At 23.6% G+C, this 14589-nt stretch carries 11 protein-coding genes; 8 read left to right on the top strand and 3 right to left on the bottom strand.

Annotated elements, in window-relative coordinates; translation table 11 throughout:
• Positions 1-58: 58 nt before the first annotated feature.
• Positions 59-1888 carry a translational GTPase TypA gene (gene typA, locus BUAMB_RS02040; protein WP_014500115.1) on the bottom strand — a complete coding sequence of 610 codons (1830 nt, stop codon included), beginning with the start codon at positions 1886-1888 and terminating at the stop codon, positions 59-61.
• 231 nt (positions 1889-2119) lie between these two features.
• On the opposite strand from typA, the gene yihA reads away from it, so the two are divergent.
• Positions 2120-2728 carry a ribosome biogenesis GTP-binding protein YihA/YsxC gene (gene yihA / locus BUAMB_RS02035; RefSeq protein ID WP_014500114.1) on the top strand — a complete coding sequence of 203 codons (609 nt, stop codon included), beginning with the start codon at positions 2120-2122 and terminating at the stop codon, positions 2726-2728.
• Positions 2729-2797: 69 nt separating this feature from the next.
• Here yihA and BUAMB_RS02030 read toward each other — a convergent pair whose 3' ends face one another.
• Together BUAMB_RS02030 and BUAMB_RS02025 are read right to left on the bottom strand one after the other, a co-directional pair.
• Complete coding sequence (locus tag BUAMB_RS02030) at positions 2798-3667, bottom strand: 5'-3' exonuclease (RefSeq protein WP_014500113.1); 870 nt, start codon at positions 3665-3667, stop codon at positions 2798-2800.
• Between the two features lie 10 nt (positions 3668-3677).
• The gene (locus BUAMB_RS02025; protein WP_014500112.1) at positions 3678-4307 is read right to left on the bottom strand and encodes a DsbA family protein; all 630 of its coding nucleotides are present in this window, start codon (positions 4305-4307) and stop codon (positions 3678-3680) included.
• Between the two features lie 1242 nt (positions 4308-5549).
• Here BUAMB_RS02025 and BUAMB_RS02020 point away from each other — a divergent pair.
• From BUAMB_RS02020 to cysC, 7 genes are all read left to right on the top strand, one after another.
• Positions 5550-7355, top strand: a complete 1806-nt coding sequence (locus BUAMB_RS02020) for an assimilatory sulfite reductase (NADPH) flavoprotein subunit (protein WP_014500111.1) — start codon at positions 5550-5552, stop codon at positions 7353-7355.
• Entirely contained in the window at positions 7355-9064 is a 1710-nt protein-coding gene (cysI, locus tag BUAMB_RS02015; RefSeq protein ID WP_014500110.1) for an assimilatory sulfite reductase (NADPH) hemoprotein subunit, read from the top strand. The genes BUAMB_RS02020 and cysI overlap by 1 nt, the downstream gene beginning before the upstream one ends.
• 15 nt (positions 9065-9079) lie before the next feature.
• On the top strand, positions 9080-9814 hold the full coding sequence (locus tag BUAMB_RS02010; RefSeq protein WP_014500109.1) for a phosphoadenylyl-sulfate reductase: 735 nt from the start codon (positions 9080-9082) through the stop codon (positions 9812-9814).
• Between the two features lie 191 nt (positions 9815-10005).
• Positions 10006-11391, top strand: coding sequence for a siroheme synthase CysG (gene cysG, locus BUAMB_RS02005; RefSeq protein ID WP_014500108.1), 1386 nt, complete (start codon positions 10006-10008; stop codon positions 11389-11391).
• Between the two features lie 46 nt (positions 11392-11437).
• Positions 11438-12346, top strand: coding sequence for a sulfate adenylyltransferase subunit CysD (gene cysD, locus BUAMB_RS02000; RefSeq protein ID WP_014500107.1), 909 nt, complete (start codon positions 11438-11440; stop codon positions 12344-12346).
• Between the two features lie 25 nt (positions 12347-12371).
• On the top strand, positions 12372-13778 hold the full coding sequence (cysN, locus tag BUAMB_RS01995) for a sulfate adenylyltransferase subunit CysN (protein ID WP_014500106.1): 1407 nt from the start codon (positions 12372-12374) through the stop codon (positions 13776-13778).
• 18 nt (positions 13779-13796) lie between these two features.
• The gene (cysC, locus tag BUAMB_RS01990) at positions 13797-14411 is read left to right on the top strand and encodes an adenylyl-sulfate kinase (RefSeq protein WP_014500105.1); all 615 of its coding nucleotides are present in this window, start codon (positions 13797-13799) and stop codon (positions 14409-14411) included.
• Positions 14412-14589: the final 178 nt, after the last annotated feature.

The raw sequence follows: 14589 nt of genomic DNA, 5'->3' as shown, positions 1-14589 counted from the left end.
TTATATAACTTAAAATATACTTTAATATGTTTTGAACTTTTAATTTTTATTTTTATTATTATTTAGCACTAATATTTTTATTTCGATTGGCTTTTTTTCTTTCACTTTCTTTTAAATAAAATTTACGTAATCTGATAGATTTAGGTGTGACTTCTATAAGTTCATCATCATTAATAAATCCTAAAGATTCTTCTAATGTTAAATTAATAGCTGTTGTTAACACTATTGCTTCATCTGTTCCAGATGCTCGCATATTAGTTAATTTTTTTCCAGTTAAACAATTTACTGTTAAGTCATTAGAACGATTATGTAATCCTATTATTTGTCCTTCATATATTTGCGTACCATGTCCTATAAATAATTTTCCACGTTCTTGTAAATTAAATAAAGCAAAACCTACTGCTGTACCTGTACTATTAGATATTAAAACTCCATTTTTTCTTTGTCCAATATTACTATTATGAATAATATCGTAGTGACTAAAAGATGAAGAATATAGTCCTGTTCCAGAAGTCATACTTAAAAATTCTGATCTAAATCCAATTAAGGCTCTGCTAGATAATATATATTCAAGACGTACTCTTTTTTTTGAATCTATAATCATATTTTTTAATTCACCTTTTCTTGTTCCGATGAATTTCATAATACTACCTTGATGTTTTTCATCAATATCTAATGTGACATTTTCATATGGTTCTTTTTGACATCCATTTATTTCACGAACAATTATTTTTGGACGTGAAACTTGAAATTCAAATCCTTCACGACGCATATTTTCTATTAATATAGATAAATGTAATTCACCACGTCCAGAAACAGAAAAAATATTTGCATCTTTTGTTTCTTTAATTTTTAAAGCTACATTATGTATAGTTTCTTTTTTTAATCGTTCTAAAATTTTACGAGATGTAATAAATTTTCCTTCTTTTCCTGCAAATGGAGAAGTGTTAACTAAAAATAATATATTAACAGTAGGTTTATCAATATTTAATTTTGGTAATGCTTGTAGATTTTCTGGATGACAAATAGTATCAGAAATGTTTAATTTATCTAATCCTGTAAGAGCAACGATATCTCCTGCATATCCTTCATTTATTTCTATTCTTTTTAAACCAAAATAGTTTAATACTTTATGAACTTTTCCATTACGAATATTTCCTAAATTGTTAATAATAGCTACTGAATCATTTGGTTTAATACAACCTTGTTTAATACGACCTACTCCTATAACTCCTAAATAATTATTATAATCAAGTTGTGAAATTTGCATTTGAAATTTTTTTTCAGGGTTAACATCAGGTGCTGGAACATATTGAATAATTGCTTCATATAATGGAATCATATTATTTTGCATATTTAGATAATTTTTTCCTGAACTACCAAGAATAGCAGAGGTATAAATAATAGGAAAATCTAATTGTTTATCATTAGCATCTAGATTAACAAATAAATCAAATATTTGATCTACGACCCAATTAGGACGTGAGTTTATTCTATCAATTTTATTAATTACAACTATTGGATTTAATCCATATTTAAATGCTTTTTTAGTTACAAATTGTGTTTGTGGCATTGGTCCATCTAATGCATCTACTACTAAAAGAACTGAATCTACCATAGACATAACACGTTCTACTTCTCCACCAAAATCAGCATGTCCAGGAGTATCAACAATATTGATTTTATAATTTTTCCATTTGATAGAAGTATTTTTAGATAAAATAGTGATACCTCGCTCTTTTTCTAAATCATTAGAATCCATAATTCTTTCAAGTTTTTCTTCATGTTTTTGAAATGTTCCTGATTGCTGTAACAATTGATCCAATAATGTAGTTTTTCCATGATCAACATGTGCTATGATGGCAATATTTCTTATATTTTGATGCATATTATTTCCTATGTAATAGAATATTTTAATTTATAGGTATGTGAAAATTGATTATATAGAATGATAAGATAAGATTCATATTTTGAAAAAATAGTATTTGTTTTTATATCATTACAGATTTTAAAAATATTTTTTAGTTAAAATAAATCTTTATAGATTAAATAAATGATTTTTAATTAAATAAAATTCTATACTAAAAATATATTTTTATTTAAATAATAGGATTGTACTTTGAGCTCATTAGACTATAATAAAACATTTTTTTTAAAAAGTTATTCTAAAATGACTGATATAGATATTAAAGATGGTGTTGAGATCGCATTTGTTGGTTACTCTAATTCAGGTAAATCTAGTGTTATTAATGCATTAACTAATCAAAAAAAATTAGCACGTTTTAGTAAAATTCCTGGAAGAACACAATTAATTAATTTTTTTGAGGTATGTTCAGATTTTAGGATAGTAGATTTACCTGGATACGGTTATGCGAAAGCGCCTATATTCCTTAAAATAAAATGGCAAAAAATAATATATCATTATCTAAAAATAAGAGATGAAATAAAAGTCTTTGTTTTAATCATGGATATTAGATATCCACTTAAAAAACTTGATCAAAATATTATTAATATTGCTATAAAAAAACAAGTTTTTGTATTAATTTTATTAAATAAATGTGATAAATTAAAAAAAATTCAATGTCAAAAACAGTTAAAAATAGTCAATGAAGAGTTGAAATTATTTTTGCATGATTTTAAAATCATATTATTTTCATCTTATAAAAAAATTGGTATTCAGAAATGTAAATCAATTTTAAATAATTTTTATAATATTCATAATATTTAAAATATCTTCTAATATTTTAGAGAAAAAATATACACATGATAAAAATTTTTTAATTGACATTCTATGAAATCATTCTTTCTTGTGAAAGATGTATTGTCTGAATATTTTAAATATATTTTTAGAAGAATATTGTTCTAATGTGATATCTTTTAAAGTAATATCAATAGGAATATCTATTTTAATTTTCGCTAATTTATATGAAAGAAAAGCTGTTTCTTTATATTTTTTTAATTGAAGTGTGATGTTTTTTGCGTTTCGTAATGGCAACAGTGGTATTTTTTCTATATTTTTATAAATTTCATGAAGATTAGAAAATTTATTTAGCAACGATAATGCAGTTTTAATTCCAATTTTAGGAATACCTGGAATATTATCAGATACATCACCTACTAAAGCTAATAAATCAATAAATGCTTTAGGTTTAATACCATATTTATCTTTGATATTTTCTGGTGTAATAATAGAGTTTTTTTGTTTATTAAAAATAAAAATATTTTTTGTGACTAATTGTAGCATATCTTTATCATGACTAATAATTAATATTTTTTCACCTTTTTCTTCAAAGATTGATGCAATACTACCTATAATATCATCAGCTTCGATTCCTGGAATATTTAATGTTTTAATACCAATTTTGTTAAGTATTTTCAAAAGTGGATCAATCTGAATATATAGTGATGCAGGCATAGGAGGTCTATTATTTTTATATTCTTTAAATAATTTTTTTCTGAATGTTTTTTTTGAGGAATCAAAAATAATAATAAATTTCTTTGAATATTCATATTTTTTTAGAATTTTGTTGATTATGTTTAACATTCCATATATTGCACCATATGGTTCACCTAAATGATTTTCAAAATGACGAAATGTGTAATAAGATGAATATAAGTATAAACTACCATCTATTATAATAACTGGATTATTTTTATTTTGATTCATGTTTGTTCTTTTATTTTTTTTGAATTAGAAAGTTAATTAATTCAATATATTTTTTAGAAAAATTTTTATGAAATATTTTTTCTAATTTATCGTAATCAATAATATATTTTCCATTAATAAGTATCATAGGTATATGATCTAAATGAGATTTTTTGATATCTTGATTGATTTTTTTGATTAATATTTTCAGTGTTAAACTATTCCAGAAATTATTAAATTGATTTTCATTAATACCTGCTTTGTTTTTAAATATTTTTTTTATATCATTAATATTATGAATTGTATGGGTGTCTTGAATACCTTGGAAAATAGGTAAAATAATTTTTTTTTCAATTCCCATTTGTTGAGCTATAATCCAAGATTTAGTTAATATTGGACTTAATTTTCCTCCTAAAAAATTTACATGATATTTTTGAAAAGAGATATTTTTTTTAAAATTATTTTTTGTTAAATATTGTATATGATGTATTTTTTCAAATTCATAACAATATGGACAAAAAAAAGAAAAAAATTCTATAATATTAGGTATATTGTGTATTATTTTCTTAGTTTGAGTATATTCTCTTCCGTTTTTAAATTCATAAGCGACAGCATTAAAAGATAAAATAATACTTAATAATATAATAAACATTTTTTTCATAATTTATTACCTTGTTACCTAATAATATTTTTATTGCATTTATATATTCAATTACAGTAATTAATTTAAATCATATAATATGTTAATTTAAAATACTATATTTATAAGTTTAAACATATATTTATTTTAAATATAAAATAAATTAAAAATGATCATAAAAATAATGTTTTTAATAATGATAATTAGATGATACAACAATATTCATATTTACAATTATAAAATTTAGATATTTTATATTTTATCAAATAGTTAATATTAGCGAATGATTTTATAAAGATATAACACTAATTGTTAAGTTATTACAAAGTATTTTAAAAAATCAGAAAATATTTAAATAAAAAATGCTATCTATATTTAGATATCTAGTGATTAATTCAAATATAATTTATAGAATTTTGTAAAATCATGCATTAGTATTAGTAGAACTGAATAATATTAATAAATTTAATCTAAAAGTTTTATATTTTTAAATAATCTATTTATATACAAGTAAAATATAAAATATTATTTTTTAAGTAGTTATATCTAGTGATTAAATATTCTGTTTAGAGTTATTTATAAGTTGAATTTAAAAAAATCATCATGTTTTATTTTTAACATATTTAATATATATAAATAATATATAAATAAAGTACTTAATGTATCGTATATTTTTATAATTTTTATTATATATCTCTGATAAGTCGTTTGCTTTTATAAACATAATCTATTGATGAAATATATAATATTTTTTTATATACATGAATTCTAAATATAATTTAAGTGATGAATATTTAACTTTTAATAAAAGTAATAAAATATTGAAGATTTTAAAATTCAAAAATTTTAATTTTTATTTTGAGTTATGATATAAATATTTGTTTATTTATGTTAATTCACAACTAGAATTCATAAAAAAAATCTATAAAAATTTTTTATTTCACTAATATTTCTAATTATTTATATATATGTTTATATGAAACGAAAAAATCAGATATCTAATAAAATTTATGACATCTCTTACCAGCGAAATTATTTAGATTACTTAATATTGCTATAAAAATGCTCAAAAAACTAAAAATATAATATTAATAATTGATTTTGATTCATTAATATATAAATAATTTATTATGAATGTACAAGATAAAATATTTAAATAAAATGTAAATGTGATCTAGTAGCTAAAAATTTATATTTTCTGTAAATTATATTTTATTAATCATAATAATTATTTTATTTAATAATATTTGGATGTTTAGTATAATGAAAAATCAAAATCTGTTTAATCTCTTATTACCCCTAAATACAGAACAATTAAATTATTTAAATAAACTAGATAGTTCTTGTTCTAATATTCAACGTGCTTGGTTATCAGGTTATTTTTGGAAAAGCGCAAATCAAATATCTGATTCTTGCACTGCTGATACTGATAGATCTAATATAAATAATTCATTAATAACTATTATCTCTGCTTCTCAGACTGGTAATGCAAAATCGCTATCTCAAAGATTGCATGAGTATTTAAATAAACATAATAAAAAAAATCGTTTAATTAATGCTATTGATTATAAATTTAAAAAGATACAAAACGAAAAAATATTAATTTTAATTATTTCGACTCAAGGAGAAGGCGAGCCTCCAGAAGAAGCTATATCTTTATATAAATTTATTATATCAAAAAAAGCTCCAAATTTAAAAAATTTATGTTACAGCATTTTTAGTTTAGGCGATAAATCTTATAATTTTTTTTGTCAAGCAGGAAAAGATTTTGATAAAAGATTTAAAGAATTAGGCGCAACTTCTTTAATAGATCGCTTTGATGCTGATATTGAATATGAAGATGCTTATAATAAGTGGTCTGAGAATTTATTAAAATCTATTAATAACCAGAACCAACATGCGCAATCTTTTTTTACATCATCTAATAAAAAAAATCAATCTGCAGATTTAACCGATAGTTTTTCTAGAAAAAATCCTGCTAAAGCTGTGGTATTAGCTAATCAAAAAATTACTGGTCGTAATTCTATTAAAGATGTTTATCATATTGAAATTGATATTAATAATTTAAATATTAAGTATAAACCTGGTGATGCAGTTGGTATTTGGTATAAAAATGATCCGCAATTAGTCAATAAAATAATAAAATTCTGTTCTATTGATTCATTAGATAAAGTAAACATCAAAAATAAGATTATTACTATTTTTGATGCATTAACAAATCATTTTGAATTAACAAATAATACTAAAGATATTGTTAAAAATTATGTAAATATTACAAAAAATAAAATTTTACAAAATATTATTTCTGATGAAATACATTTAGAAGATTATATAGCAAATACACCTTTTATTAAAATGATACATGATTATCCAGAAAAAATGTCTTCTACACAATTACTTAGTTTTTTACGTCCATTAACACCTAGATTATATTCAATTTCTTCATCACAAGCAGAAACACCTAATGAGATTCACATTACAGTAGGAGTTATAAAAAAAGTTATTTCTGGTTGTGTGTATTTAGGTGGATCTTCAGGGTATTTATCTCAATCTTTAAAAGTAGATGATATAGTAAAAATTTTTATTGAAACCAATAATAATTTTCGTTTACCAGAAAATCCTGATATTCCAATAATAATGATTAGTTCCGGAACTGGTATTGCGCCTTTTCGTGCTTTTATGCAACAAAGAGATAATGATTGTGCTAAAGGAAAGAATTGGATATTTTTTGGTAATCCAAATTTTACTGAAGATTTTTTATATCAAATCGAATGGCAGCAATACATTAATAAGGGACTTATTACTAATATGAATGTTGCTTGGTCAAGAGATCAAGAAAATAAATTATATGTACAAGATAAAATACAAGAACATAGTAAAGAAATATGGTCTTGGATACAAGAAGGCGCAGTAATATATATTTGTGGAAATGCTTCTAATATGGCTAAAGATGTTGAAAAAACATTATTAAATATTATTAGTAAAAATGGTAATATGAATCTTGAAAATTCTGAAGAATTTTTAAATGATCTTCGTTTAAATAAACGTTATAAAAGAGATGTATATTAATGAAAATAAATGATAAAAAAAAAAATATAGTAAAAAAATTAACTGATGCAGAACGTATAAAAGAAAATAGTAATTATCTTCGAGGTACTATTATCAATGATTTAAAAAATGAAATAACTAATGGTTTTATCGGGGATAATTTTTCACTCATTCGATTTCATGGAATGTATCAACAAGATGATCGTGATTTACGATTAGAGCGTTATGAACAAAAATTAGAACCTCGTCATGCAATGATGCTTCGTTGCCGATTGCCTGGTGGAATTATTCAAGCTAAAAAATGGTTAAAAATTAATGATTTTGCTAATAAATATACATTATATAAAACCATTAGATTAACTAATCGTCAAACTTTTCAATTTCATGGAATTTTGAAAAAACATCTGAAATGTGTACATAAAATGTTACATGATATAGGATTAGATTCATTAGGAACTGCTAATGATGTAAATAGAAATATATTATGTACATCAAACCCTTTAGCATCTTTAATTCATCAAGAAGCTTATAAATGGGCTCATAAAATTTCGAATTTTTTATTGCCTCGTACTAGAGCATATGCAGAAATTTGGTTAGATCAAAAAAAAATTTTTACAACAGATCACGAACCAATTTTAGGAAAAACTTATTTACCAAGAAAATTTAAAACAACAGTAGTCATCCCTCCATATAATGATGTAGATTTGTATGCAAATGATATGAATTTTATTGCGATTGCAAAAAAAGATAAAATTATTGGTTTTAATGTATTAATAGGTGGTGGATTATCTTTTATTCATGGAAATAAAAACACATGGCCTTTTCTTGCGCAAGAAATAGGTTATATTCCAATAGAACATACTTTACTTGTTGCTAAGGCTATAGTTACTACTCAAAGAGACTGGGGTAATCGTACTGATCGTGCAAATGCAAAAACGAGATATACGATTAACAATATTGGATTAGATGTATTTAAAAAAGAGATTGAAAAAAGAGCTAATATATCTTTTGAACGCATTCGTGATTATACTTTTATTAGTAGAGGAGATAGATTTGGTTGGATTAAAGATATTAATGATAATTGGAATTTAACATTATTTGTTAAAAATGGACGTATATGTGATAATAATAATCATTTATTTAAATCTGGATTATGTGAAATAGCTAAAGTTCATGAAGGTAATTTTAGAATTACTTCTAATCAAAATATAATAATTTCTGACATATCTAAAGATAAAAAAAATATAATAAACAATATCGTTCAATCATACAAATTAATTGATAATATTAGTCATTTACGTAAAAATTCTATGGCATGTGTATCTTTTCCTACTTGCCCACTTGCTATGGCTGAAGCTGAACGTGTGCTATCTTTTTTTGTTACGCAATTAGAAAATATCATGTTAAAATATGGTTTAGAACAAGAAACAATAGTTTTTCGTATATCAGGATGTCCTAATAATTGCGGAAGATCTATATTAGCTGAAATTGGATTAATTGGAAAATCTCTTAGTCGTTATAATTTATATATAGGAGGTAATAAAATAGGAAGTCGCATTGCAAAGATTTACAAAGAAAATCTTACTGAAAAAGAAATATTTTTTCATTTAAAATATTTAATTCAAGTTTGGTCTGAAGAACGAAATGAAAAAGAAGATTTTGGAGATTTTGTTATTAGAAAGCAGTTTGTTAAAGAAATTATAAATCCGATTTCTGATTTTTGGAATTAGTCTGGAGTAAATATAATGTCAATATTTAATATTAAAAATATTAATTCATTACATTCTAAAAAAAAAAATGAGATATTATCTGAATTAAATATATTACTATCACAGTATTCTGCAGAAGAACGTATTAATTGGGCATTAACAAATTTACCTGATTCACATATTATGTCTTCAAGTTTTGGTATTCAATCGATAGTATTAATACATCTTATGATTCAGCAAAAGCCTAATATTCCTATTATATTAATTGATACTGGATATTTATTTCCACAAACGTATCATTTTATTGATATGTTAACTAATAAATTTAATTTACATGTAAAAGTTTTTAGATCAAAAATTTCTCCTGCATGGCAAGAAGCAAGATATGGAAAATTATGGGAACAGGGAATAAAAGGAATTAATTTGTATAATAATATTAATAAAGTAAAGCCTATGAATTTTGCTTTAAATCAATTATCAGTAAAAACATGGTTTTCTGGTTTACGTCGTGATCAATCTAAAAGTCGTAATGAATTAACTTACCTTTCTATTCAAAAAGGAATATTTAAGATATTACCAATATTAGATTGGTCTCGTCAGACAATAAGTAAATATTTAAAACAACATAATTTAGATATTCATCCACTATATAAAATGGGATATGTATCTGTTGGTGATGTACATACTACACAAAAGTATCAATCTGGTATGTTAGAAGAAGAAACTCGTTTTTTTGGTTTAAAGCGTGAATGTGGTTTGCATGAAAACTAGTATTTTAAAATATTATATTTTTTTATGATAGTATTTTCATTATCACTTTCTACTTTATATTATTTACTATTAAAAACATATTATAATTGAGTTCAATCATATAATTTATTACCTTAAAATATTTAATATAAAATATTTAATAAGAAATATATTATCATTTTTTTTTTTTTTTTTTTGGAAATAAAGCAATTGTGAATTATTTTCCTATTTTTGTTAATTTAAAATCTAAAAATGTTTTAGTTATTGGTGCGGGAGAAGTGGCATTCAATAAAATTAAATTATTACTTCGTGCCGGAGCAATAGTTAATGTTATTTCTAAAAAAATATGTTCAGAAGTACAATTATTATTAAGTGAAAAAAAAATTAATTTCTTATCTGATAATTTTGATTTAATTTATTTAAAAAAAATATTTTTAGTAATTTCAGCTAATAATGATGTTCAGTTAAATGAATATTTATCAAAAATTTGTAATGAACGTTGTTTACTATTAAATGTAGTAGATGATACATTAAAATGTTCTTTTATTTTTCCTTCTATTATTGATCGTTCTCCTATAGTTATAGCTCTTTCTTCTGGAGGTACTGCACCAGTTTTATTACGTTTATTACGTGAAAAAATTGAAGCAATTTTGCCGATCAAATTAGGTGATGTAGCAAAAATAGCCGGTAAATGGCGTGCAGTTGTTAAAAAACATTTTTCTAGTTTTTTAATACGACGCCGATTCTGGGAGAAATTGTTTAAAGGTATGTTTCTCGAACATATACTTAATGGAAATCAAAAAAAAGCTATTCTTATTTTAAAAGACAATTTAGTTAAAAATAATTTTTCTAAAAAAATAGGCGAAATTATTTTAGTAGGAGCTGGACCAGGAGATAGTGGTTTATTAACTTTAAGAGGTCTTCAGGTATTACAACAAGCAGATGTAGTATTATATGATTACTTAGTTTCTAAAGATGTGTTAGATTTAGTACGTCGCGATGCTAAATTAATATGCGTTGGAAAACGTGCTGGTATAAAAAATATTAATCAAAAAGAAATTATTACATTATTAATACATTTTGCTAAAAAAGGTAACAAAGTAGTACGTTTAAAAGGTGGAGATCCTTTTATTTTTGCACGTGGCGGAGAAGAAATAGAAGCAGCAAAAAAAGAAAATATTAATTTTCAAGTTGTTCCGGGAATTACTGCCGCGATAGGTGTTTCAGCTTACTCTGGCATACCATTAACACATCGTAAGTATTCACAAGGTGTTATATTTATTACAGGACATCAATGTTCTAATGGTTTTATAAATAATTGGTCAATTTTATGTGATTCTTCTTATACTTTAGTAATATATATGGGTACTTTAAAAGCTATCGATATATCTAAAAAACTCATTTCATTTGGACGATTAAAATCTACTCCAATAGCTATTATTGAACAAGGTACTACTGTTCATCAAAAAGTGTTTATTAGTTCTCTTGAGAATATTCAAACAATCATTAACTTTGCTATGACTCCTTCATTATTAATTATTGGAGACGTCGTTAATTTACATAAAACATTATCATGGTTTCAAAATGATATAAAATAATACTAATAACAATTTTTTTTTGATTATACTCATTCAAGGAAACATCATGTTCAAAAAAAATATTACTTATTTAAATCAATTAGAATCAGAAAGCATTTATATCATGAGAGAAGTAGTTGCAGAATTTCAAAATCCTGTAATGTTGTATTCTATTGGTAAAGATTCTTCTGTAATGTTGCATTTAGCAAAAAAAGCTTTTTATCCTGGACCTATTCCCTTTCCTTTGCTTCATATAGATACTGGATGGAAATTCAAAGAAATGTATAGTTTTAGAGATTATATTTCTGAAACGTATCAAGTCGAATTAATAGTTCATATGAATGCACAAGGTAAATTATTAAATTTAAATCCATTTGAACATGGGGGGCATAAATATACTGATATTATGAAAACTGAAGGATTAAAAGAAGCAATAAATCAATATAATTTTGATGCAGCTTTTGGTGGGGCTAGACGTGATGAAGAAAAATCACGTTCTAAAGAACGCATTTATTCCTTTCGTGATTCGTTCCATCAATGGGATCCAAAAAAACAACGACCAGAAATTTGGTGGAATTATAATAGTAAAATTAATCCAGGAGAAAATATGCGTATTTTTCCGCTTTCAAATTGGACTGAATTAGATATTTGGCAATATATTTTTTTAGAAAATATTGAAATTGTTCCTCTTTATTTTGCTGCTATGCGTCCAATTTTAATAAGAAATAAAACATTAATTATGATTGATGATGATCGTATTAATATTGAAGATAATGAAATTATTCAAGAAAAAATGGTTAGGTTTCGTACATTAGGTTGCTGGCCTTTAACAAGTGCTATTGAATCAGAAGCAGTAAATGTTAAAGAGATTATTCAAGAAACATTAATGGTTAACACGAGTGAACGAATTGGACGATCTATTGATTATGATCAAAAAAATTCAATGGAATTTAAAAAAAGACAAGGTTATTTTTAATAAAATAAAGGTGATTTTAAAAATAATGAATATGAATATATTAGATAATTTTCAAAAATGGTTTGATTTAAATCAAAAAAAAACTTTATTAAAATTTTTAACCTGTGGTAGTGTAGATGATGGTAAAAGTACATTAATTGGTCGTTTATTACATGATACAAAACAAATTTATGATGATCAATTATTTTCTTTGAAAAATGATAGTAAACGTCATGGAACACAAGGATCGCAAATAGATCTGGCATTAATAGTAGATGGATTACAGTCTGAACGTGAACAAGGAATTACCATTGATGTAGCATATCGTTATTTTTCTACTAATAAAAGAAAATTCATTATTGCAGATACTCCTGGTCATGAACAATATACTCGTAATATGGTTACAGGTGCTTCTAACTGTGATGTATCTATTTTATTAGTTGATGCTAGAAAAGGATTATTAGAACAAACTTATCGGCATAGTTTTATCTCAACATTACTTGGTATTAAAAATTTAATTGTAGCGGTTAACAAAATGGATTTAGTTAATTATAAAAAAGAAATATTTGTAAATATAAAAAAAAATTTTTTACTTTTTGCTCAAAAACTTCCTAAAAATTTAAATATTATTTTTATTCCTATATCAGCTTTAATTGGTGAAAATATTGTTTTTAAAAAAAATATTATTTCTTGGTATAAAGGTGCAACATTATTAAATATTTTAGAAACAATCAAAATTGATAACAGCACTAATTTAGAAGAAATTAGATTTCCAGTACAGTATATTAATCGTCCTAATTCAGATTTTCGTGGATATTCTGGAATGTTAGTATCTGGTCAAATTCATATTGGTCAACCTATTAAGGTTTTACCTATTAATATAAATTCTTATATTGATAGAATTATCACTTTCAATCAAGATTTAAAAAAAGCAGAAGTTGGAGAAGCAATTACTATCACTTTAAAAGATGAGATAGATATTAATCGTGGAGATTTTTTAGTAAACGTTGATTCTATTTTAAAACCACTTCAGGAATCTATTATTGATATTGTATGGATGACAGATGATATGTTACTAGCAGAAAAAACATATAATGTTAAATTGTCTGGAAAAACAATACGTATTTATATAAAAGAAATTTTATTTAAAATAGACATTAATAATTTAGTAGAAATTAAAACTAATTCTCTTGGTTTAAATAGTGTTGGTCGCATTAAAGTAGTTTTTAGCGAGCCTATGATTTTTGATAGTTATAAAAAAAATAGAATGACGGGTAGTATGATTTTTATTGATTTAATAACTAATATTACCGTAGGAGCTGGAATGATTGTAGAAGGTTTAAAAATGAACAATAGTATTACTTGCAATAACCATAAAAATAATTTTGAATTAGAGTTGCGTGATTTAGTTTCTCGATATTTTCCTCATTGGAATATACCAAAAATTTTATAAACAAGGTTTTGATTAACTATGATAGATAATATTCAAAAAAACATTTTTTGGCATAATTCTTTAATTACACGTCAAAAACGTGAAAAAAATAATAAACATAAATCTATTGTCATATGGTTTACTGGACTTTCAGGGTCAGGAAAATCAAGTATTGCTAACTATTTAGAAAAGCAATTGTTTAAAAATGGTGTTCATACTTATTTGTTAGATGGAGATAATATTAGATCTGGTTTATGCTCTGATTTAACTTTTAGTGTAATAGATCGAAAAGAAAATGTTAGACGCATTGGAGAAGTAGTAAAGATTATGTTAGATGCTGGCATGATAACATTAGTATCAGTTATTTCTCCGTATCGAAATCAAAGAGAAATTATTTATAATATGTTAGGAGGAGTAAAAAATTTTTTAGAAGTATTTGTTGATACACCAATTAGTGTTTGTGAATCTCGAGATCCTAAAAAATTATATCGAAAAGCTAGAACAGGAGAAATTTCTGATTTTACTGGTGTACAATTTGAATATGAAATTCCTAATAATCCTAGTATAATTTTAAATGGTACAGATTCTTTAGACATTAATTCAAAAAAAATTATTAATCTTTTATATAAAAATAATATAATATCTTTTTGTTAAAATTTAAGATTATGAATATAATATGAAGATATTTAAAATATTTCTATTATCAGTATTGTTTTGGTTACAATACTCTTTTTGGTTAGGTAAAAATGGTTTGATCGATTATATCACAATATATAATAAAGTAATTATGGAAAAAAAAATAATGAAAATATTGATATACAAAATAAAAAAT

It is taken from the genome of Buchnera aphidicola str. Ua (Uroleucon ambrosiae), assembly GCF_000225465.1.
Classification (GTDB): Bacteria; Pseudomonadota; Gammaproteobacteria; order Enterobacterales; family Enterobacteriaceae; genus Buchnera; species Buchnera aphidicola_B.
Note: the sequence above shows the minus strand (reverse complement) of the source record. Positions and strands in the feature narration are given on the sequence as shown.

Excerpts from the sequence above, each read along its gene's own strand:
- typA (WP_014500115.1), bottom strand. The coding sequence starts at position 1,888 with ATGCATCAAAATATAAGAAATATTGCCATCATAGCACATGTTGATCAT.
- BUAMB_RS02030 (WP_014500113.1), bottom strand. The coding sequence starts at position 3,667 with ATGAATCAAAATAAAAATAATCCAGTTATTATAATAGATGGTAGTTTA.
- BUAMB_RS02025 (WP_014500112.1), bottom strand. The coding sequence starts at position 4,307 with ATGAAAAAAATGTTTATTATATTATTAAGTATTATTTTATCTTTTAAT.
- BUAMB_RS02020 (WP_014500111.1), top strand. The coding sequence starts at position 5,550 with ATGAAAAATCAAAATCTGTTTAATCTCTTATTACCCCTAAATACAGAA.
- cysI (WP_014500110.1), top strand. The coding sequence starts at position 7,355 with ATGAAAATAAATGATAAAAAAAAAAATATAGTAAAAAAATTAACTGAT.
- BUAMB_RS02010 (WP_014500109.1), top strand. The coding sequence starts at position 9,080 with ATGTCAATATTTAATATTAAAAATATTAATTCATTACATTCTAAAAAA.
- cysD (WP_014500107.1), top strand. The coding sequence starts at position 11,438 with ATGTTCAAAAAAAATATTACTTATTTAAATCAATTAGAATCAGAAAGC.
- cysN (WP_014500106.1), top strand. The coding sequence starts at position 12,372 with ATGAATATGAATATATTAGATAATTTTCAAAAATGGTTTGATTTAAAT.
- cysC (WP_014500105.1), top strand. The coding sequence starts at position 13,797 with ATGATAGATAATATTCAAAAAAACATTTTTTGGCATAATTCTTTAATT.